The 19,956-nt window shown below is 38.2% G+C and carries 17 protein-coding genes and 1 pseudogene; 7 read left to right on the forward strand and 11 right to left on the reverse strand.

Annotation, left to right across the window (positions count from 1 at the left end):
- Positions 1 to 275: 275 nt before the first annotated feature.
- Positions 276 to 1,169 (reverse strand): DUF4437 domain-containing protein, encoded by an 894-nt coding sequence (locus tag F6K18_RS02235; RefSeq protein ID WP_287518240.1) that lies wholly within the window; start codon positions 1,167 to 1,169, stop codon positions 276 to 278.
- A gap of 256 nt (positions 1,170 to 1,425) precedes the next feature.
- Here F6K18_RS02235 and F6K18_RS02240 point away from each other — a divergent pair, with 256 nt between their 5' ends.
- Positions 1,426 to 2,208, forward strand: coding sequence for an SDR family NAD(P)-dependent oxidoreductase (locus F6K18_RS02240; protein ID WP_287518242.1), 783 nt, complete (start codon positions 1,426 to 1,428; stop codon positions 2,206 to 2,208).
- 350 nt (positions 2,209 to 2,558) lie between these two features.
- On the opposite strand, the gene F6K18_RS36350 is transcribed toward F6K18_RS02240, so the two are convergent.
- Positions 2,559 to 2,807 carry a DUF29 family protein gene (locus tag F6K18_RS36350; protein ID WP_353735000.1) on the reverse strand — a complete coding sequence of 83 codons (249 nt, stop codon included), beginning with the start codon at positions 2,805 to 2,807 and terminating at the stop codon, positions 2,559 to 2,561.
- On the reverse strand, positions 2,773 to 2,934 hold the full coding sequence (locus F6K18_RS36355) for a DUF29 family protein (RefSeq protein ID WP_353734987.1): 162 nt from the start codon (positions 2,932 to 2,934) through the stop codon (positions 2,773 to 2,775). The genes F6K18_RS36350 and F6K18_RS36355 overlap by 35 nt, the downstream gene beginning before the upstream one ends.
- 600 nt (positions 2,935 to 3,534) lie before the next feature.
- Here F6K18_RS36355 and F6K18_RS02245 point away from each other — a divergent pair.
- On the forward strand, positions 3,535 to 4,008 hold the full coding sequence (locus F6K18_RS02245) for a hypothetical protein (protein WP_287518244.1): 474 nt from the start codon (positions 3,535 to 3,537) through the stop codon (positions 4,006 to 4,008).
- Between the two features lie 178 nt (positions 4,009 to 4,186).
- Here F6K18_RS02245 and F6K18_RS02250 read toward each other — a convergent pair whose 3' ends face one another.
- Both F6K18_RS02250 and F6K18_RS02255 read right to left on the reverse strand, forming a co-directional pair.
- Positions 4,187 to 5,197: an NADPH:quinone oxidoreductase family protein gene (locus tag F6K18_RS02250; RefSeq protein ID WP_287518245.1), complete on the reverse strand. Its 1,011-nt coding sequence runs from the start codon at positions 5,195 to 5,197 to the stop codon at positions 4,187 to 4,189.
- Between the two features lie 460 nt (positions 5,198 to 5,657).
- Complete coding sequence (locus F6K18_RS02255) at positions 5,658 to 6,104, reverse strand: DUF3598 family protein (protein WP_287518248.1); 447 nt, start codon at positions 6,102 to 6,104, stop codon at positions 5,658 to 5,660.
- Positions 6,105 to 6,412: 308 nt separating this feature from the next.
- Here F6K18_RS02255 and F6K18_RS02260 point away from each other — a divergent pair, with 308 nt between their 5' ends.
- From F6K18_RS02260 to F6K18_RS36360, 4 genes and pseudogenes are all read left to right on the forward strand, one after another.
- Positions 6,413 to 7,231 carry a hypothetical protein gene (locus F6K18_RS02260; RefSeq protein ID WP_287518250.1) on the forward strand — a complete coding sequence of 273 codons (819 nt, stop codon included), beginning with the start codon at positions 6,413 to 6,415 and terminating at the stop codon, positions 7,229 to 7,231.
- 561 nt (positions 7,232 to 7,792) lie between these two features.
- Positions 7,793 to 8,032 (forward strand): hypothetical protein, encoded by a 240-nt coding sequence (locus F6K18_RS02265; RefSeq protein ID WP_287518251.1) that lies wholly within the window; start codon positions 7,793 to 7,795, stop codon positions 8,030 to 8,032.
- Positions 8,033 to 8,085: 53 nt separating this feature from the next.
- Positions 8,086 to 8,319 (forward strand): hypothetical protein, encoded by a 234-nt coding sequence (locus F6K18_RS02270; RefSeq protein WP_287518253.1) that lies wholly within the window; start codon positions 8,086 to 8,088, stop codon positions 8,317 to 8,319.
- Positions 8,316 to 8,732 (forward strand): annotated as a pseudogene (locus F6K18_RS36360) (putative toxin-antitoxin system toxin component, PIN family). The gene F6K18_RS02270 and the pseudogene F6K18_RS36360 overlap by 4 nt, the downstream one beginning before the upstream one ends.
- Positions 8,733 to 9,192: 460 nt before the next feature.
- On the opposite strand, the gene F6K18_RS02285 reads toward F6K18_RS36360, so the two are convergent.
- From F6K18_RS02285 to F6K18_RS02310, 6 genes are all read right to left on the reverse strand, one after another.
- Positions 9,193 to 10,710: a GMC family oxidoreductase gene (locus F6K18_RS02285; protein WP_287518258.1), complete on the reverse strand. Its 1,518-nt coding sequence runs from the start codon at positions 10,708 to 10,710 to the stop codon at positions 9,193 to 9,195.
- Between the two features lie 725 nt (positions 10,711 to 11,435).
- On the reverse strand, positions 11,436 to 12,050 hold the full coding sequence (locus F6K18_RS02290) for a heme-copper oxidase subunit III (protein WP_287518260.1): 615 nt from the start codon (positions 12,048 to 12,050) through the stop codon (positions 11,436 to 11,438).
- 440 nt (positions 12,051 to 12,490) lie between these two features.
- A complete protein-coding gene (gene ctaD / locus F6K18_RS02295; protein WP_287518261.1) occupies positions 12,491 to 14,185 on the reverse strand; it encodes a cytochrome c oxidase subunit I in 1,695 nt (564 codons plus the stop codon).
- A gap of 159 nt (positions 14,186 to 14,344) precedes the next feature.
- The gene (locus tag F6K18_RS02300; protein ID WP_287518263.1) at positions 14,345 to 15,250 is read right to left on the reverse strand and encodes a cytochrome c oxidase subunit II; all 906 of its coding nucleotides are present in this window, start codon (positions 15,248 to 15,250) and stop codon (positions 14,345 to 14,347) included.
- A gap of 381 nt (positions 15,251 to 15,631) precedes the next feature.
- Positions 15,632 to 16,297, reverse strand: a complete 666-nt coding sequence (locus tag F6K18_RS02305) for a DUF2231 domain-containing protein (protein ID WP_287518264.1) — start codon at positions 16,295 to 16,297, stop codon at positions 15,632 to 15,634.
- Positions 16,234 to 16,734: a DUF2231 domain-containing protein gene (locus F6K18_RS02310; protein WP_287518265.1), complete on the reverse strand. Its 501-nt coding sequence runs from the start codon at positions 16,732 to 16,734 to the stop codon at positions 16,234 to 16,236. The genes F6K18_RS02305 and F6K18_RS02310 overlap by 64 nt, the downstream gene beginning before the upstream one ends.
- A gap of 722 nt (positions 16,735 to 17,456) precedes the next feature.
- Between F6K18_RS02310 and F6K18_RS02315 the strand changes: the two genes are divergently transcribed.
- On the forward strand, positions 17,457 to 19,685 hold the full coding sequence (locus F6K18_RS02315; protein ID WP_287518268.1) for an FG-GAP-like repeat-containing protein: 2,229 nt from the start codon (positions 17,457 to 17,459) through the stop codon (positions 19,683 to 19,685).
- Positions 19,686 to 19,956 lie beyond the last annotated feature (271 nt).

Consider the following 19,956-nt stretch of genomic DNA (forward strand, 5'->3'; position numbering starts at 1 on the left):
ATGGCAACTATTTTAGCCATAACTATTTATCATCTTAAACATCAACTATTGTCTAAATATCTAGTATCTGAACTTAAATATCCTACAATTAAAATGACTGTTATTTAAGTTTTGATGGATTGTTTATAATCAGCAAAACTTGGCGATCGCTATAATTTTTTTTAGCGTTAGCGGAGCTTTGCGTCAGCAATCGCTTGATTTACCATGCGCTATATATAGTGTCTTTGCGTAAGTCCTGATAAATAGAGAGTTAATAATTCTCTTTCTTTGTTGATCTATAAGCGGTTTTTATAGGATAAAACAACTCCAGGTTTTGAGAGATCCCTATCAACTCTAACAAAGGCTAAACAACCATCATCTGTAATATGTCTAGGAAGAATATCAAAACTAGGACAATACCAAAAGTGATCCTTTACTAATCGATAATCGTCTAGATCAACATAGCCTGCTAAACAATATCCTTCTTCGTTGTAGCATTGAATCATGGGATAATGCCCATCATAATGAGGTAAAATAGCTATAATCCAAACACCAACACCACGATCATTTTTTCTTAAATATTTCTTTTTAGCAACTTCAAATTGGGTAGTTTCTGTTTTTCCCCAAGGTAAAAGTTTACTATCCAATGCGGGAATAAATTCGTTCATTCTAGCATTAGGACGATCTATTTTTGAAGCTTCATATTTAAAAGGAACTGGTCCATTTTCCATCCAAAGAATTTCTACAGGTTTATCTCCTAAAACCTTCCAAGGACCAACCCTAACCCCGGCAGGAATAAAAGAGTAACCATGTTTATCTAATTGGCATTCTCCTATTTGAATTACACCACTAAGGACAAAAATTTCTAGATCGGCTGTAAATATTCCTGCGGGAGCTGTAAATTGAGGTGGGAAACTAACCCTTGATGTGGATGCACCACAATTATGCCAAGATAGTAATCTTCTTGTTGCGAAAGGGACAGTTTCTGGCATTCCCTGGATGCGCCAATCTAAAATTTCTGGTATAGTATTAGAGTCAAAAATTTGGTATTGACGAGGGATAAACTGAGGATAAATTGCTGTACTTCTCCCAGATAAATTCATCCGTCCTCTACCATCTCCTCCCCAGTCTTCTTTAATTGATGGTACTTCAAATTCACTATTGCTATTTTCTTGGTTTTCGCCCATCATACTTTAGTCCCCTGTTGAAATTGGTATTTTTTAAGTAAACTATAATGTAATCTATAGTTCTTTGAAATGGCAAGTTCCACTATGCAAAATTAATTTAATATGTTGGTGGAGGTAGAAAATAAAGAATAGGGAATCAAAAATATATCTGAGTAGTAAATATCTTAATAATTGTGTCTATCTATTTATTCTAAAGGAGACAACATAGACTAATCTAACTATTAATCTCTAAACTTAAAACTTAACTATTTTAATAATTATGAAAGTTGCTTTAATTACTGGTGGAACTCGTGGAATAGGGTTAGCTATTTCTCGTAAATTAGCTGAAGATGGTTTTAATCTTATCCTGGGATATCATTCTAACCATGATGCTGCTCTTGCAGTTAAAAAAGAGTTAGAAAAATCAAATATTAAGGTTATTACTGTAGCTGGAGACATCAAAAAATCTGAAACCGTTGATGCTTTATTTCAGGTAGTCGAAGAAAACTTCAATAGTCAACTTACAGCTTTTGTTCATGTCGCTGGTTATGCTATTACCGCAACACTACCAGGAAATTTTACTTTTGAACAGTATGAAGCAGCTCAAGAAATTTATCCTAAAGCATTTATTCGCTGTATCGAAAAAGCTCTAACTTATATGGTTGATGGTCAAGGTAGAGTCGTTGTCATTTCTGCAACAGGTGTTCATAACCCAGGAAAAGTTTATGGAATGGCCGCACCAGCTAAAGCAGCAATGGAAACTTTAGCCAGACATTATGCGATCGCCGTTGCTCCACGGGGAATTACTGTTAATATTATTACCCCTGGTTATATCAAAACTCAAGCTTGGGATGGCTATCTCGATAAAGTACCTTATATTGATAAAATGCCTCCCCAAGTAACTCCTATGGGAAGATGGGGGCAACCGGAAGATATTGCTCCTCTAGTTGGGTTTTTATGTTCTCCAGAAAGTCAATTTATTACAGGTCAACATATTTATGTTGATGGAGGATTAGAATTATCTTTATTTTGGAATATTCATCGGTTTAGTCAAACTCTATAGCGCTACGCGCTAGGGAATAGGGAATAGGGAACAGCAAACTGTAATACCAAGCGTGATAAATGTTTGTTACAAATGGTAGGGACGTTGCATAAGGGCGTCCGTACGAAAGAAGGAAGAGGAAAGAAGGAAGAAGGAAGAAATATTTAAAAAAATGGAAAAACGATATAAATAACTATCTAAAAATGAACTATAATAGTTATTTTTTAGCATACCCGATCAAGGTCTACATTTTTGTAGCATTCTTTTTTTAAATTGGTGTAAAAGGATTTTAGGATTGAAAAATGTCCTAACCAATTCTTGTAGTGCTATAAAAGCAGAATAATCGATCGTCGTGATGAAAACCGCTATAATCAATTTTCTGGCAATCTTTTCATCAAATCTTCAAAAGTATAAGGACAAATATCAGGTAAACTAACATCATACATTTTTAAAACTTTGCGCTTTGCTCGCTCATATTCAGCTTCAATATTGGTTTTATTTAATAGATTATTAGTAAGTCTTCTTTCAATTTCATCTTGGAAATCATCAATTTCATCTATCCAATGTCTGCGCGATTGAATCTCGTTAGTGTAGTCTAGCTTTAACCTGTGGATTATAATTTGTTTTAATGTGGATTATAATTTGTTTTAAAAAGCTATGAACTTCATTAATTTTCTCTTTTCCCAAATTGTCTATCTCCTCCTTTAAATTCTCCAAATCAAGTGCTTTTTCATTATGTTCGCTCAAAGCTTTTGCTTGTTATTCTGTCCATTGAACAAAATCTGTTTCATCGTAAAATTTCGGTAAGTGGGAAACCACCGTCTTTTAAGCGTTGGATGGAAACGACTCGACGGATTTTAATCCGTAGTCAAAAATGTGTTATAATTAACCAATAACTTAAAAAGTAGCCTCAATGGTCTTTTGGCCGGAGAGAGTAGTGGCAATTGACACCGCCTAGTTGACTGCTGCTGTATACGTACTACGGTACGGTACTGGCAATGTGGTTGTTACGAGCAATGTGAAAATCGTGGTTTTAACCCGATTTACAACTCCTCTGAATAATCCACGCGGATTTATCCCGTGGAGTGTCAAATAGGTTAGTCATTTCAGTTATCAGTTAACAGTATTCCCTACTTTAGTAGGAAGTTTGAAGTACGAATTTTTCTCTTTAACTTTTAGCCCCTCCCCCTCTCAGGAGGGGAAGTCGGGTAGTTGGGGAGAAGTAAACATAATAATAATTAACACTAACATAGCTAAAATTAGCAAAAAAAATATTTAGATAACTTTATTTAATGTTATTTTATTTTTGGACATTTAACTATTGTCCAATAGTTAAGGAAAAAAATCATGGGTACTAGAGAAGCGTCTTTTTTATTAGGTATGTCTCGTCAACGTTTATTAGTTTTATTAGCTCAAGGAAGAGTTAAAGGAGCCGAAAAAAAAGGCAGATTCTGGGAAATACCAGTATCAGAAAGTGGAATGCCCGTAATAATTCCGGCTCGGCGGGGTCCGAAAGGTATGTGGCGCAAGAAAGAAACTACTACACCAAAAATGATTCATGTCAATCAAAACAAAATTCAAAGTAATAAAGGTAAGCCTCCAACAGAATTGGAAGCTGTAGTGTCAGTCAAGCATGGCAGTAATAACCATTATGGTTATGAGTTATATATTTCAGGTCCTTGCCAAATTGTCTATCGACCTTACAAACCAGCAAGTTGTGGCGCTCATCTGTGGATTAATACTTTTGATTCTGTGCAATTTATAGATACTAAATCGAATCCAGCTACTGCAAGGCAATCCAGCAAACAAATTTACGCCTAGTCTGGTTTCAAAGGCAGTCCGCTCATCACCAAAAAATATTTCCAAGCTCAGAGCAGCTCAACTGACAATAACTTCAGCAGGCTTTGTGCTGTTTGTTTGTGGGAAATCGTCACAGTATTTAAGATAGAAAATTTTGATTTTCCTAATTTTTGAACTCCCTACCTACTCCCCCACTCCCCTACTCCTCTACTCTCCTACTCCCCCGCTCAAGAAAATAAGGAACTACAATAATTTTTCCCATCAAACGACGCTCCTCCATTTTCGTCAATGCTGCGGACAGTCCTTCAAGACCTACTACTTGCTCAATAGTTGACTGTAACTTTCCCTCCACAAATGCTGGTATAACTAAATTTTTGAGACTTTGCCAACTTGCCTGATAATCACTGTTATACCAAATAGCAATACCGTAAACTGTAATATTCCGCCCCAGTAATTTTCCCATTGGTAAAGTAGCATCTAAACCAGTAGTCGTACCATAACAAGCAATACGACCATTATTAGCTATAACTTCTAAACAGTCAGCAAATGTCACCTTACCAGCACCATCCACTGCCACCTGTACTCCTATATTATTTGTAATTTTTCTGACTTCAGAAACTACACTTTGACTGCTATAGTCAATGCCATAGTCAGCACCCAGTTTCAATAGGTATTCCACTTTAGCTTTATTACCAGCAGTGGCAATAACTTTTGCTCCCAATAATTTTGCTAGTTGTATTGCTGCCGTCCCCACACCACCACTACCAGGATGGACTAATACCCACTCTCCAACCTGCACTTTTGCCCGATAGATGAGAGCTAAAATAGCAGTCAAATAATTAATAGGTAAACTGGCAGCTACTTCAAAAGATATATCGTTGGGAATAGGTAATAATTCTGTTGCCGGAGCGATCGCTTTTTCGGCAAAAGCTCCTTTAACGTGTCCTACCACCCGCATTCCTGGGAAAAACCCTTCAACTTTTTCCCCCACTGCATCAACTATACCTGCTGCTTCTTGACCCAGAATTTGGGGTAGTGCGTCATCCCCTGGTCTTTTATATTTTCCGTAGGTCATTTGCAGGTCTGAGTTATTAATTCCTGCTGCTCCTACACGCATTCTAATTTCACCAATATTTGGCGTTAAAGTCTCTGTTTCTTCTACTCGAATACCATTAATACCTGTATATTCATGTATACGAACTGCTTTCATTTTTTGTGTGTAATACAAATTGATAAGTTTTTGCTACAAATAGCTAGTAGCTCGTCTAAACTAAAATTGTGAGTAAAACCCAACGCTACGATCCCCCCCAACCCCCCTTGGAAAGGGGGGAGAGGTCTACATTTTCTAAAATTTACCCACATTTTCAAGCTAGACGAGCTACTAGGATATTTCTTAGGAGTCAGGAGTCAGTAGGGGAAGAAACAAGAGTATAAGGAGAAAGTTTGTTGTTTGCTGGCGCAAAACGCACGTTAACGCGGAGCGCGGAACGGAGTTCTATCCCTAATTATCCGGACATGATATCATACCTCAAATCACCAACGCCATATTTTTTAATTTCTTCCCACACTCCCCACACTCCCTTTTTTCCTTCTTCTTCTTCCCTCCTGACTCCTGAGGACTGACTCCTGACTCCTCTCTCGTTATTTATAACTATTCAACCAGACATAATTCAACCTACTCTTTCTTCTTTAATTATTGTTCGTTTAACTATTTGATGATTATTAAACCAATGCCAAGTTCTAGCGCGATGATTATTATCGGGACTAATATTAATCATTTCATAGATATATAAATCTGGCATTCCTTTATATGTAATCCACAAAATAATTGTTGAATCATCTGCTTCCCAAGCGTAACCATCCAATCTTTCTGTATCAAACCAAATTTTTTTATCTCGATAAATTCCTGGAAATTTATATTCTTCTTTTTTACCATTTTCCCACTCATAACGATTAGTTTGAAAATAGGGATATTCTCCATTATCTGGAAACTGACAAGTTAAATGGGAATTATGGCGATCGATAATATTTCCCTGATTATCTACTATTGTATATGTTCCTTTCCAATCTCCTTCATGACGGACTAATACGGGCATTTCTTCTCTAATTGTGGACATAATCTAACTCCTGATGGGACAAAGATAATTATGTTATAGCAGAAGGAAGAAGGAAAAAGGAAGAAGGAAGAAGGAAGTAAGTTTGTAGGTTGGGTTGATGCCAGGTTAACCCAACAAAAACAGGTAGATGTTGGGTTGCACTACCGCTTTTAATGTGGCGTTTCATGTTCCACAGACGATCGACGGTGCGTTATGCTTTGCTAACACACCCGACTGGACTACAATTCTTTTAAAATCAGGAATTGACAGAAATTAAATTGTAGATATCCAAATATATTGGGCAAAAATTAAAGGAATAAAAATTAACTATGGCAAGTAAACTCTGGCGGAATATTTGGCAATTTCTCAACACAGAAATAGAATTGAATTTATCGGAAACTGTTAAAGGTGGGGTTGAGTCAGCTAAGGCAGTTTTGGAAATAGCAAAAGCTCTACAAGAAAATCAGGATGCTAAAGAGTTAAAACCTTTTATTGAGAATATTGATTCTGTTTTGGATGTACTAAATTCTCCCCTGGGAAAAGTTGCCGGATCTGGTTTACCTTTTTTGCCTATTGCAACTGGAATTATTACTTTTATTATTGAAAAAAATCGTCAGGAGCCAACTTTAGAAGATGAAGTAAAATTGGTGGCTCAGGTGGCTTATTTAGAAAGTTTACGAATATTTTTAATAGACCATCCTGAAATATCGGAAAAGCTGACAGAAACTGAGGCATCGGAAGCAGTACAAAAACAGATTAAAAAATTGGATGAAGAAATAGATTTTAATGACCGAGATGCTAGGGATACTTTAATTTGTTTCTATGATTCACCTTTGAGGAAAAAGTTTGATGAAATTTTGATTGAACGTTTTAAAGAATCTGATTTGGATGAAAATCAAGCAAAAATTGTCACCGAAAGAATTTCTCGCAGTACCCACCGTTATATGAAAGAAGCAGTGCTGGAGGTGAAAAACAATGCTAAAAAATTAGCCGGAATTTATGGATATGGATGGCAACAAGATTTGGAGATTTATAGCAGTCTTGATAAATATTTAGAGAAGAATATTGCTACTAAACCAGACGAAGAAGTATTTGATGAAAAATTCACTTTTAGGCAAATTTATGTGCCACTGTTGGACAATAGTTAGCCTTGCTAATTCAATCTAAAAGTATTGAAAGATAAAGGTTTGACCATTGATTTTTGAAAAAATTACCGTTCTCACATCTCTGTTGCGCCAGAGCGATCGCTGATTTTCAGACTTTATTGATGTTTGATTTATCTGTTGGACAATAGTTAGCCTTGCTAATTCAATTTAAAAGTGTTGAAAGATAAAGGTTTGACCATTGATTTTTGAAGTAGCATTCTCACATCTGTACCGCGATAGCGATCGCTGATTTTCAGACTTTATTGATGTTTTATTCATCTGTTGGACAATAGTTAGCCTTGCTAATTCAGTCTAAAAGTGTTGAAAGATAAAGGTTTGACCATTGATTTTTGAAGTAGCATTCTCACATCTGTACCGCGATAGCGATCGCTGATTTTCAGACTTTATTGATGTTTTATTCATCTGTTGGACAATAGTTAGCCTTGCTAATTCAGTCTAAAAGTGTTGAAAGATAAAGGTTTGACCATTGATTTTTGAAAAAATTACCGTAGAAAAATACATATTATAATATTTATATCAAAGCAATTTGAAGGAATAAAAATCATGTCAGAACTACAGGAATTAAGAAAAAAATCTCTGAATTTATCAGTAAGCGATCGCCTGTTATTACTTAAGGCAATTACAGATTCTTTGAATGAGGAACTTCGCCCTCGGCCAGAGTTACCTCCTGATTTCTTAGACAAGTTCCGAGGCATAGGAAAAACAGATAGTCCACCTTCAAATGATGAGGAAGTTGAAGCTATGCTAGAAGAACGTTTAGTGGAGAAATATTTAAAATCCTGAGAAAAATACATACTATAATATTTAGATAAAAGCAATTTGAAGGAACAAAAATTATGTCAGAACTACAGGAATTAAGAAAAAAAGCTCTGAATTTATCAGTAAGCGATCGCCTCTCTTTACTCAAGGACATTACAGATTCTTTGAACGAGGAATTTCGCCCCCGTCGCGACCTCAAAGCTGCTATAGAAGGTTTGCGAGGTATAGCAAAAACTGATGGCCCGCCTCCGACTGATGCTGAGGTTGAGGCGATGCTAGAGGAACGCCTAGTGGAGAAATACTTAAAATGAAAGTTTTAATAGACACTAATATTGCGCTTGATTTTCTCCTACAGAGAGAGCCATTTTTCGGCGATGCTGATGCTTTATTTGAAGTTATTAAAAATCAGCAAATTGAAGGTTTTGTGACAGCAACAACCTTAACTAATATTTTTTATATTGTCAGAAAACAAACCAAAAGTATTGAAAGAGCAAGAGAAGCAGTTGCTATGACATTAGCATTAGAAATTTGTGACGTTAATCGTAATATTTTATAAACTGCTTTTGCTTCTAATTTGAGAGACTTTGAAGATGCAGTGCAATTAGCTTGTGCTTATGCTAAGAATGTTGATGCTATTATTACTCGTAATGCTGATGATTTTGTTGGTGCAAGTCTACCTATTTTGTCAGTTCAACAGTTATTTGAACAGATGAATAATTCTTGAGTAATATTATATTCGGACAGTAAAGTATTTGTTTGTAGTTGAGCTTCAGCGCTGCTAGATATATTTGAGGCGCTAAAGGGCAACTATGAGCTGTTATTATAAGTGTTGGTAGTCCTCAATAGTAATAGTATGCAGAAACTAAGGAATATCTTATATCATGTTCCCCCTCCAGGGGAGCTACGAATTGCGGATAATCAGTTATAATACAATTTAAGGACTCCGGGTATCGACAGTACCAAACAAATACTTAAATTATCAATACCCCCAATACCAATATTTGTTCTTTTTCTCCAATATTTCCTCCTGACTCCTGAGGACTGACTCCTGAGGATTCACAACAGTCATTTATAAGTATTCAACCGTTAGCGTAGCTCCCCCGGAGGGGGAACATGATATTACACGGGAGCAAGATGCTCCCACTGTTATGCTTCGTCAAAAAAATAATGACAATGCACGACCATTACTGTAATCTTTCCTTCAAATGTTCCCCTACCCGCAGAGCATTAGCAATAATAGTCAATGCAGGAGTCACTGCTGAACTTGATGGGAAAAAACTGCTATCCACAACATATAAATTATCAACATCGTGGGCACGACAGTTAATATCCAAAACCGATGTTTTCGGGTCTTCCCCAAACCGACAAGTACCACATTGGTTTGCTACAACCTCAATGGGAACTTCCCCACGGGGATAAATACTGCCGCGCTTCAATACAGCATTTCCCACCTCTTTGTCTACCAACTTCAATACATCCATCCAACGATGTACTAGGCGATCGTGTGCTTCCCAGTTGTTGGGAGTGTAATGGAAAAACAACTTATCCCCTTTGACTTCAACTCGGTTATTGGGGTCTGGTACTATTTCCGAATGCAACCACCAACCAATGGAACGCAATGCTAACTGTTTCAACCCAAACCCTGGCATCGCTTTTGCTAACACAGATAAAATTGGTGGAGACTCAGCAAAAGTAATATCTTGGAGCAAACCGCCTGTATTTTCAATGTGACCCATGGGATAGGCAAAATTCTCATCCCCCCAATAAAAATCATTCACACTCACACTTCTGAGAAAGTTCCCAGAGTTTGGTTTAGGACTAGGTTGCACTATGGCAGTCATCAGATGTTTCATCAGGTTGCGTCCAACTTGTCCGGAACTGTTTGCTAAACCATCGGGATGTTTTTCATTAGCAGAACGTAATAGTAATGCTGCTGAATTTACCGCTCCACAAGCAAGTACGACAATATCCCCAAAAAATAGAAATGATTGTTTGCCAATTTCTACTTCTACTGCTTTAACAGTATTGCCAGAGGAGTTGGTGAGTAAACAGACTACTTTTGCATTAGCTTTAATAGTAATGTTAGGAGAGTCGAGCAGTGGTGCAATACCGAATACTTCCGAGTCTCCAGTAGGGTCTTCCTCTTCACGGGTGAGAGTTAATGGTAAAGTTTCTGGATGTAAACCTTGCCCGGCGATCGCTTCTACAACTTTTTTAATTTCTGGATCGTGGTCAACTGCGGGATAAGGATATTCTGCACTGTGGGTAGGTTCAGTTGGGTCTTTGCTAACTTGACCGTGAACTTTATAAAGTTTTTCTGCTTCAGTGTAATATGGTTCAAAGTCTTTGTATTTGAGACACCATTCAGGAGAAATTCCTTCTTGATGTTTTACTGTTTCAAAGTCTTTTTCTCGCATTCTAATGAGAGCAGCACCATAGATTTTTGTATTGCCACCTACGGCATAATTTGTCTGAGGAGAAAAGGGTTCCCCTGCGTTGTCATACCAATTTTCGGGGGCACGATAAAGTTCTTTTTTGAAGATATCAACATGAGCTCTATTTTGAATTTCTAGGGGCATAAAATCACCCCTTTCTAAGATGAGTATTTTTTTCCCGGTATTAGCAAGTTTAGAGGCTAAAGTTCCTCCTCCTGCACCTGTACCGACAATAATCACATCATAATGTTGGTCGTCAATAATCATTTTATTCTTCCTTTAATATTTTTTTTAGGTGTTTGCTTTGTTTTTTTTGAGGTGTATTGAATAAGGATATAGGAGTCATTTCAGTTATCAGTTATCAGTTATCAGTACCTCTGCTGTTTGCGTGGCATTCCCCAGGAAAGTCAGAGGCTTGAAATATTGAACTTGATTTTTTTTTCATCCCCTTGAAAGGGGAGGCTTGAGACCCTATTTTTTGGTCAGAATTAATGGAATGATAATTCAACTTAAACTATCAATATTTAATTTTTTAGTAGTGGGAGTATCTTGTTCCCAGATTCAAAATTATCCCATTTTCAGATTTTGGTAGTGAGAGTATCTTGCTCCCAGATTCAAAATTATCCCATTTTCAGATTTTGGTAGTGGGAGTATGTTGCTCCCAGATTCAAAATTCTCTCATTTTCAGATTTTGGTAGTGGGAGTATGTTGCTCCCAGATTCAAAATTCTCTCATTTTCAGATTTTGGTAGTGGGAGTATGTTGCTCCCAGATTCAAAATTCTCTCATTTTCAGATTTTGGTAGTGGGAGTATGTTGCTCCCAGATTCAAAATTCTCTCATTTTCAGAACCCTGGTATGTGGAAAATTCTCTCATTTTCAGAACTCATGCGTGAGCGAGACGCTCACACTATCAACATTTTAAAATCTTGTAAACAGACCGCTACACAATTTATTCTGACTCCTGACTCCTGACTCCTGACTCCTAACTATTTCACTGCCAAATATAAATGAGGATAAACAAAATAATCCAAATTACGTCAACGAAATGCCAAAATAAAGAAGTAGCATTGATGCCAAAGTGACCGTTATCATAGTTGCCAGGAATGAAAGAGCGACCCAACATAATACCCTGCAACAAAATACCTGTCATAACGTGCAGACCGTGAAAACCAGTCAACAGATAGAAAGTTCCACCGAATACTCCCGTTGTGAAACCAAACTCTAGACTATTCCATTCAATTCCTTGACCTACTACAAAGTAAGTTCCCATTGCCATTGTAGCAAACAGAAATATGCGAAACCAAGTCAAGTTATCCTTTTCTAAAGCTTTTTCGGCAAAATAGATAACGAAACTACTAGAAACCAAAACTACTGTATTAATAGCAGGTTCTCTAACTTCCAAACCAGACACACCTTCTGGTAACCAGTCGGTGGCACTTGTTTTGTAGACAATATATCCGACAAAAAAACTCAAGAAAATTACGCTTTCTGAAAGTAAGAAAACGATAAACCCGAACATACTATTGCCTTCTTCATCGTGGGTATGTTCGGCAACTGCTGAATGCAAAGGTTCCTGCACTTGTTCTGGCGCAATCGAACTATCCATGTTTTAATTCTCCTTTAATTTACTGGTTTTATCCTCGCTATAGTTGCCGTAGTGGCGCGTCAAGCTTGAAATAGTGTTTTAGGAAAATTCTCCCAACCTTAGTTAGAGCAAGAATTATACTCAAAAATTTAATACACCATTTTCAGCTTGACACGCCAGTAGGTTGGGTATCGGAACGTTAGCGCAGCTTATCTGTAAGATAAACCCAACAGAAACATATTACAGTACAGATATTTTTGTTGGGTTCGCTTTCGCTTAACCCAACCTACTGGACTAAATTTGAGAGGAGCGAGAATCCCCTAACCGCCCTGACGACTGCTATATTACAAACAAATATTTTTGTTGAGTTGCGCTGTCGCTTAACCCAACCTACCACTCTTAATTTATAAGAAGAGGTAATTCGCGCATTCTAAATTCGCGCATTCTAAATTCTTGAACACCTAATTAACAGGTTCGGCAACTTCTGCATGATGTCCGTTGGGGTCATTAGAAGTCAAAGGTTCCGACTTAGCATAACCGTAGGGTTCAGCAATAATTATCGGAATTTCTTCAAAATTCTCCACATCTGGTGGGGAAGAAATCATCCATTCTAAACCGATCGCTCGCCAAGGGTTAGCAGGTGCTTCCTTACCTTGTATCCAGGAACTGACAATATTTAAAATGAATGGTAAAGTAGACATTCCTAATAAAAATGCTCCCAGACTTGCAACCAAATTCCAAAACTCATACTCAGGTGCATAAGAAGAAACTCGGCGCAACATTCCCTGTAAACCTAATGGGTGCATGGGTAAAAAGTTGAGGTTAGTGCCGATGAATGACAGCCAAAAATGCAACTGACCCAAACCTTCATAATACATTTTCCCAGTCATTTTGGGGAACCAATGGTAAATAGCAGCATACATTCCCATGGTCACGGTGCCATAGAGAACATAATGGAAGTGACCCACAACAAAATAAGTATTGTTAACGTGAATATCTACCGGAACTGCCGAAAGCATAATGCCAGTAATACCAGCAAACACAAACATGATCAACCCACCCAAGGCAAATAGCATGGGAGTATTCAACCGAATCTTTCCTCCCCAAATAGTTGCCACCCAGGCAAATACCTTAATTCCAGTCGGTACAGAAACGCACATGGTTGACAGCATAAAAATCATCCGCATCCAGGGAGGAGTACCACTCGCATACATATGGTGTACCCAAACTAAACCACTTACCGCAGCAATGAGCATTGATGAAATTACTACCACTTTGTACCCGAATAGTGGTTTGCGACTGTAGACTGGGAATATTTCGGAAAAAATGCCAAAAATAGGCAGAATAATCACATAAACTGCTGGGTGGGAGTAAAACCAGAAAAAATGCTGGAAGAGAACCGGGTTTCCTCCGTTTGCAGGATTAAAAAATCCAGTTCCCATCGTGATATCAAATAGTAACATCACTGCACCTGCTGTCAGTGCTGGCAGTCCGAACAATTGAATAATCTGAGCAGCAAATACTGTCCAAACAAAAGCTGGCATCCGGAAAAATGTCATACCAGGCGCTCGCATTCTCACAATAGTTGTGACAAAATTAACTGCCCCCATAATGGAGGAAACACCAGAAATGGCAACGGCAAGAATCCATAGTACCTGACCGTTGATTAAATTACCCGTGGGATTTTGTATACTTACTGGAGGATATGCCCACCAACCTGATTGTGCGGGGCCACCAGGAACAAAGAAACTGGCTATCATCAGGACGCCAACTACTGGGACCATCCAAAATGCTGCTGCATTTAAACGAGGAAATGCCATATCTCGCGCTCCAATCATTATGGGTACGAGATAGTTTGCTAGACCAACTAAAGATGGAAATGTCCACAGAAACAGCATGATCGTGCCGTGCATGGTGAACATTCCGTTATAAATGGTGCGGTCTACGAGGTCTGATTCTGGTGTCATTAGTTCGCCGCGAATTACCATGGCGAATATTCCACCTACTAAGAAAAATAGGAAAGAGGTAACTAGGTATTGGATACCGATGACTTTGTGGTCGGTACTGAAGCTGAAGTATCGTCGCCAGTTAGGTGGTTGTTCGTGTTCTGGTTTTTCCGTGACATCACCGATGCCGTCAATTGTTATTTCTTTCATGGAGTAATTCTTTTTTTGACTAAATGGTGTGGATAAATCAAATAAACTGAGTTGATTTGTATTGCAGTTAAAAGTTTGCTTAGGACATTATCAAATTTTTATGCCTTAGTCACATTAGGAATTTTACTTTTACTTTATGATGCTTTGCCCGTTTTACTGTCAACTATGATAATTAACAACAGGAGGTGCAGCGGGTTTAACAGTAGGCCAACCTGCTTCCACTGGTGCTTTTAATTTTTCAATATATTCAGTGGTTGCCTGATTTGCTGCGGTCGAAAGTTCGGTATTTGCTGCTTCCACAAGCCAGTTTTGGTAATCTTGAGGAGATTCAACTACTACATCTGCTGCCATTGTGGCAAAATAAGTACCGCTATATTGGGAGTCAGTGAGACTATATTTACCAACGCGAATGGGAGTAAATTCAAAGTTTATTGAATGGTTGGGAATAATGTCTTGCTTCAGTCGGAATGCTGGAATATAAAATCCATGCAGCACATCCTCTGAATTTAATGCTACCCGTACTCGCTTATTTGCTGGTAAGTGTAGTTCGGTGCTAGTAACGCCATTTTCTGGGTATCTAAATACCCAAGACCACTGTTTGGCAAAGACTTCGATTTCTTCTACAGGTTCAGTTACGGGTTTTAGTGGATCTGCAATTGCTGATTCCATTTCTAATGGTGTATGCAGATGTACTAATTCCATTGGCCCCTGAATTCCCATTTGTTGGTAGATATTGTAGCTATAAGCAGCAATCCAAAATACGAGAAAAATTGGTATTGCTGTCCAGACAACTTCTAGAGTGATGTTGCCTTCAATGTGGGGTCCGTCGCTGTAGTCATATTTAGCAGCACGTTGGAAAAGAACTGAATATATCAGGGTTCCAGTTACTCCCAGAAAAATGAATGTACCAAGGGTGACTAGAAAACTAAATAGGTCATCAATTAATATAGATTCTGCTGCTGCTTGAGGTGGTAACCATGAATAGGATAGTCGTCCAACCCATATACTCACAGCAGTTAAAACGAGAGCGATCGCTCCCAATGTCAAAATAGTCCTGATTTTCATATCAAAATACCCTACTAAATTACTTAGGGAAATCTAAAAGCATTAACATATAAAGACAAGTGCCTTTTTGGGGTCGAAAAAAGTGCCTGGTTTTCAGCTCTTGATGCTCATGCATGGAGCGTATTTTAGGCGCATAGTTGGGCAGAAAAATCATTCTTACAATTCTTACCGAAAAATTGTGATTTAAAGCCTCCTCTTTTCAGGGGATAAAAAGAAAAATTTCCTTAAGCGTCAATCCTATTAGAGGAGAGGTAATTGTTAATTATTAATTATTAATTATTAATTGTTGAATCCTACCTCCTATAAATTCCCCGTTCCTCCTGTCTCCTGTCTCCTGTCTCCTGTCTCCTACCCCATACTAAAAGACTTTTTCAGCAAACCCTACTTAAGCACCTGGTTGGGGTTTTCGCCTATTTTTAGCAATGCATCAGCAGTATTATGTACTCCAAACTCCGCAGCTAACTGTGCTCCCAGAGTTCCGTGAACATACATCAGAAACATGATGAATAAACCCACTGCTAAATAGCTCCACTGCACTTGTTGGAGTTTGTCCTTAGACCAGATATAGCGTTGAAATCCTCTCCAGATTGTCATACCCACAATGAAGGCCAACAGGAACACACCACCAACACCGTGCCAGAGCATAGTATCCATAGCTCCCAACCCCCAGGCACTTTTTAGCTCTGCGGATGGTCTCGCTAGCATGATTTCATAAAAACCTGCTGCTACCGTGAAAAATGTAATTATTGATGAAGCTAGCATATTGTACCAACCTACATCAAAAAAATTAGAACGAGTAGTGGATATTGCTAAAAGTTTAAAGACTGGTTTTTGTAGAGGAAAGAGTATACCCACGATATCAAAGGCGATCCCCATAATAAACAAACCTAAAGTCAGATGAACTAAATTAGGATGAATTGGGATGCTGTATGGGAGACCATTTGCCCCTAATTGAGAACTCAAACTATCTATTAATTCTGGGTTCATTGTAAAATTCCCTCCTCGATCGCTTCCACTACTGGTACTGTATGTAACCCATATACCCAAACCAGTTTATCTCCAAGATATACCTGGAAGAAAACTATACCTACTAGCACCAACCCCAATCCCAGATATGGCATCGGCAATTTTTCTGTATTATTTGAACGAATCACATACCGCCAACCAGTAAGTGCAGCAATGATTCCTGATAGAGACCAACCAATCAAGGTATGTAAATTTAAGACTGGTTGGACTGCTTCGTAGGGTTGTGCCAGACCTGCTTCAAACTGACCAAATATTATGGCGATAAAAATAGAAATTGTGGCGAAAAACATATTCCACCAGCTTACTTCATATAAACGGTAATTATGAGTAAAATAACCAATAAGATCGCATACGAAAGCAAATAATACCATCGCTATTACGAAGTGGACAACGATGGGATGTATTGTATCTGGGTAAGGCAAGTAATGATCGTTTAATTGTGGTAGATACTCCCACATAGTCTTCTCCTTCAGTAAATCAGTAGATATGCGTGAAAAAAATGTAAATTTTACGAGTTACTACAGGCAAATATTTTCATCAATTTTTTCTCACAACTTTCTAACTGAATTTATAAAATCTGTCTGTTTTTTACCGTATCAATTCTCACAGTTTTTCTCAAAACATACTCATTTTTTTTCTTTAATCAAAGTGAAAAAGTAATGTAGTCAAGACAACATAATTTTTTTTTCAGATTTTACGGTTTGTCATAATTAACTAAACTATTTTTATTCTGAAAAGGTAAAAAAAATCATAATCCGTAGGTCTGACAATCCTGAAAATTACATATCTTTTCTATAATGGCTATATAACTTGATTTTAAGAGATTATAGGTATTTAATTAGAGGGGATTATAAGTCGGATTTTGTATTAGTAATACTCGACCTAAACTCTATAAAAGCTAGATATTTAATTAAAATTTAATATTATGATATTTTCAATCTGAATCAAATCCTGTAACTAAATTTACAGAAAAATTTAATGTTTTTTCAGCCAAATCAGTCTTGCTTTCCAGATTTTTTTATGCTCTAATTGAGATTAGCTGAAAAAGTCTTTTAGTAGGGGTAAGAGACAGGAGACAGGAGATAGGAGAAATGGGAATGAGCGAGGAGGTAGAAATAAGAATTGTCCCAAGATTGTTCTGCCCAACTATGCGCCTAAAATACTGACTTTTTGAGCGTTTTTGCCAGAAGTTATTCAGGGGTATTCGGGGGTGTTTGCGGTTTCCTTTAGTGAGCCTACTACTTTTGCGGTGGGAGATTGGGCAAACTCAATAGTAGTAGGGGAATTCAATGGAGATGGCAATCTTGACTTAGCTACAGCTAACTCTGATTTCTCTTCTTTCTCTCCTTGGAGTGGTAGTGTCTCAGTATTATTAGGAAATGGAGATGGCACTTTTGCTGCTCCTACTACTTTTGTGGTAGGAGGTCCCCGAAGATCAATAGTAGTAGGAGAATTCAATGGAGATGGCAATCTTGACTTAGCTACAGCTAACTCTGATTTCTCTTCTTGGAGTGGTAGTGTCTCAGTGTTATTAGGAAATGGAGATGGCTCTTTTTCTGAGCCTACTAATTTTGCGGTAGGAGATAGGCCAAGCTCAATAGCAGTAGGGGAATTCAATGGAGATGGCAATCTCGACTTAGCTGTGGCTAATATTATATCCAATGATGTGTCAGTATTATTAGGAAATGGAGATGGCACTTTTGCTGCTCCTACTACTTTTGCGGTAGGAGATGAACTAAACTCAATAGCAGTAGGAGAATTTAACGGAGATGGTAATCTCGACTTAGCTGTGGCTAATGGTTTATCCGATAATGTGTCAGTGTTATTAGGAAATGGAGATGGCACTTTTGCTGCTCCTACTACTTTTGCGGTAGGAGATTTCCCATTCTCAATATTAGTAGGGGAATTCAATGGAGATGGCAATCTCGACTTAGCTACAGCTAACTCTTGGTCTGATGATGTGTCAGTGTTATTAGGAAATGGAGATGGCACTTTTGCTGCTCCTACTACTTTTGCGGCAGGAGATCACCCATTCTCAATATTAGTAGGGGAATTCAATGGAGATAGCAATCTTGACTTAGTCACGGCTGACTATTGGTCTGATGGTGTGTCAGTGTTATTAGGAAATGGAGATGGCACTTTTACTGCTCCTACTACTTTTGCTACTACTTTTACGGTGGAAGATGAACTAAACTCAATAGCAGTAGGAGAATTCAATGGAGATGACTATCTCGACTTAGGCACAAGTAATTTCTCCAATGTCTCAATACTACTCAATACTACCGGACCTCCTGGCACTCCAGAAGACGATAATCTCTCTGGCACCTCCAGAAACGAATTGATTGATGGATTAGCAGGCAATGATACTATTGACGGTGCAGGGGGAAATGACACTCTTCTGGGCAATACTGATAACGACTCCCTCATAGGTGGTGCTGGTGACGATAAACTTGATGGTGGCTCAGGAATAGACATAATGATTGGTGGGCCTGGCAATGACTCTTATGTGGTAGACAACTCAGAAGATACCGTCATAGAACTAGCTGATGCAGGTAATGATACTGTCAATTCCTCCATCACTTACACTCTAGGGGATAACTTAGAAAACCTGAATCTCACAGGCAACAATGTCATTAACGGTAAAGGCAATAACCTAGACAATACCATCACAGGCAATGGAGCAAATAATCGTGTTAATGGTAACGACGGCAATGACATTCTCAATGCTGGTGGTGGTAACGATACTGTTAATGGTGGTAGTGGTGCAGACCAAATTATTGGTGGTAGAGGCAAAGACTTGCTCCGTGGCAACGACGGCAATGACATTTTCAATGCTGGAGGTGGTAACGATACTGTTAATGGTGGTAGTGGTGCAGACCAAATCATCGGTGCTGGAGGCAATGACCTGCTGCGTGGTAACGACGGCAATGACACTCTCACTGGTCGCCCTGGGTCTGAGATCTTACTCGGTGGTAATGGTGACGACATTTTAAACGGTGGTATTGGTCGCGATCGCCTCAACGGAGGTGCAGGCAACGATACTCTCACAGGTGGAGCTAGCATTGACCGCTTTATCTTCAACACTAACCAAGAGTTTGAAACCTCCGCAATAGGTATAGATATAATTACAGACTTTGATGTACAACGAGACTTGATTTTGTTAGACAAAAAAACATTCACTGCTTTAGAGAGTGATGCAGGTGAAGGTTTCAGTGTGGAAACAGATTTTGCCATAGTTGAAAGTGATGATGCTGTTGCCACTAATGGTGCTTTTATTGTTTACAGTTCTGCCAGTGGCGCATTATTTTATAATGCTAATGGTAGTGAATCTGGTTTAGGAGATGGTGCTCAATTTGCAGTTTTGAATAATGATGTTTCTCTGGAAGCGAATAATTTTCAAATTAGGTAGTAAAATTAATTGGCTAAATATTGCTACAAAATGAGCAACTAATTAGGATTTGCTGAAAAAGTCTTATGAGTGAGGGTAGGAGACAGGAGACAGGAGACAGGAGACAGGAGAAATGGGAATTATAGAGGAGGTAGTCGGAAAAATTGTCCCTCAATTTTTCTGCCATAACCATCCCAAAATACTAGCTTTTTGCAGCTCTTGCCACTGAAAAGCTGGTACTTTTTTCAACCCAAAAATGCTAAAACCTTTATATGTCAGTGCTTTTAGATTT

The sequence above is a fragment of the Okeania sp. SIO2C2 genome (genome assembly GCF_010692625.1).
Lineage (GTDB): Bacteria > Cyanobacteriota > Cyanobacteriia > Cyanobacteriales > Microcoleaceae > Okeania > Okeania hirsuta.

What these genes read in the sequence shown, in the direction of transcription:
- F6K18_RS02245 (WP_287518244.1), top strand. Translation starts at nt 3,535, where the DNA reads ATGGGTACTAGAGAAGCGTCTTTTTTATTAGGTATGTCTCGTCAACGT.
- F6K18_RS02310 (WP_287518265.1), bottom strand. Translation starts at nt 16,734, where the DNA reads ATGTGGGAGTATCTACCACAATTAAACGATCATTACTTGCCTTACCCA.
- F6K18_RS02235 (WP_287518240.1), bottom strand. Translation starts at nt 1,169, where the DNA reads ATGATGGGCGAAAACCAAGAAAATAGCAATAGTGAATTTGAAGTACCA.
- F6K18_RS02255 (WP_287518248.1), bottom strand. Translation starts at nt 6,104, where the DNA reads ATGTCCACAATTAGAGAAGAAATGCCCGTATTAGTCCGTCATGAAGGA.
- F6K18_RS02285 (WP_287518258.1), bottom strand. Translation starts at nt 10,710, where the DNA reads ATGATTATTGACGACCAACATTATGATGTGATTATTGTCGGTACAGGT.
- F6K18_RS02265 (WP_287518251.1), top strand. Translation starts at nt 7,793, where the DNA reads ATGTCAGAACTACAGGAATTAAGAAAAAAATCTCTGAATTTATCAGTA.
- F6K18_RS02290 (WP_287518260.1), bottom strand. Translation starts at nt 12,050, where the DNA reads ATGGATAGTTCGATTGCGCCAGAACAAGTGCAGGAACCTTTGCATTCA.
- F6K18_RS02260 (WP_287518250.1), top strand. Translation starts at nt 6,413, where the DNA reads ATGGCAAGTAAACTCTGGCGGAATATTTGGCAATTTCTCAACACAGAA.
- ctaD (WP_287518261.1), bottom strand. Translation starts at nt 14,185, where the DNA reads ATGAAAGAAATAACAATTGACGGCATCGGTGATGTCACGGAAAAACCA.
- F6K18_RS02300 (WP_287518263.1), bottom strand. Translation starts at nt 15,250, where the DNA reads ATGAAAATCAGGACTATTTTGACATTGGGAGCGATCGCTCTCGTTTTA.
- F6K18_RS02240 (WP_287518242.1), top strand. Translation starts at nt 1,426, where the DNA reads ATGAAAGTTGCTTTAATTACTGGTGGAACTCGTGGAATAGGGTTAGCT.
- F6K18_RS02270 (WP_287518253.1), top strand. Translation starts at nt 8,086, where the DNA reads ATGTCAGAACTACAGGAATTAAGAAAAAAAGCTCTGAATTTATCAGTA.
- F6K18_RS02250 (WP_287518245.1), bottom strand. Translation starts at nt 5,197, where the DNA reads ATGAAAGCAGTTCGTATACATGAATATACAGGTATTAATGGTATTCGA.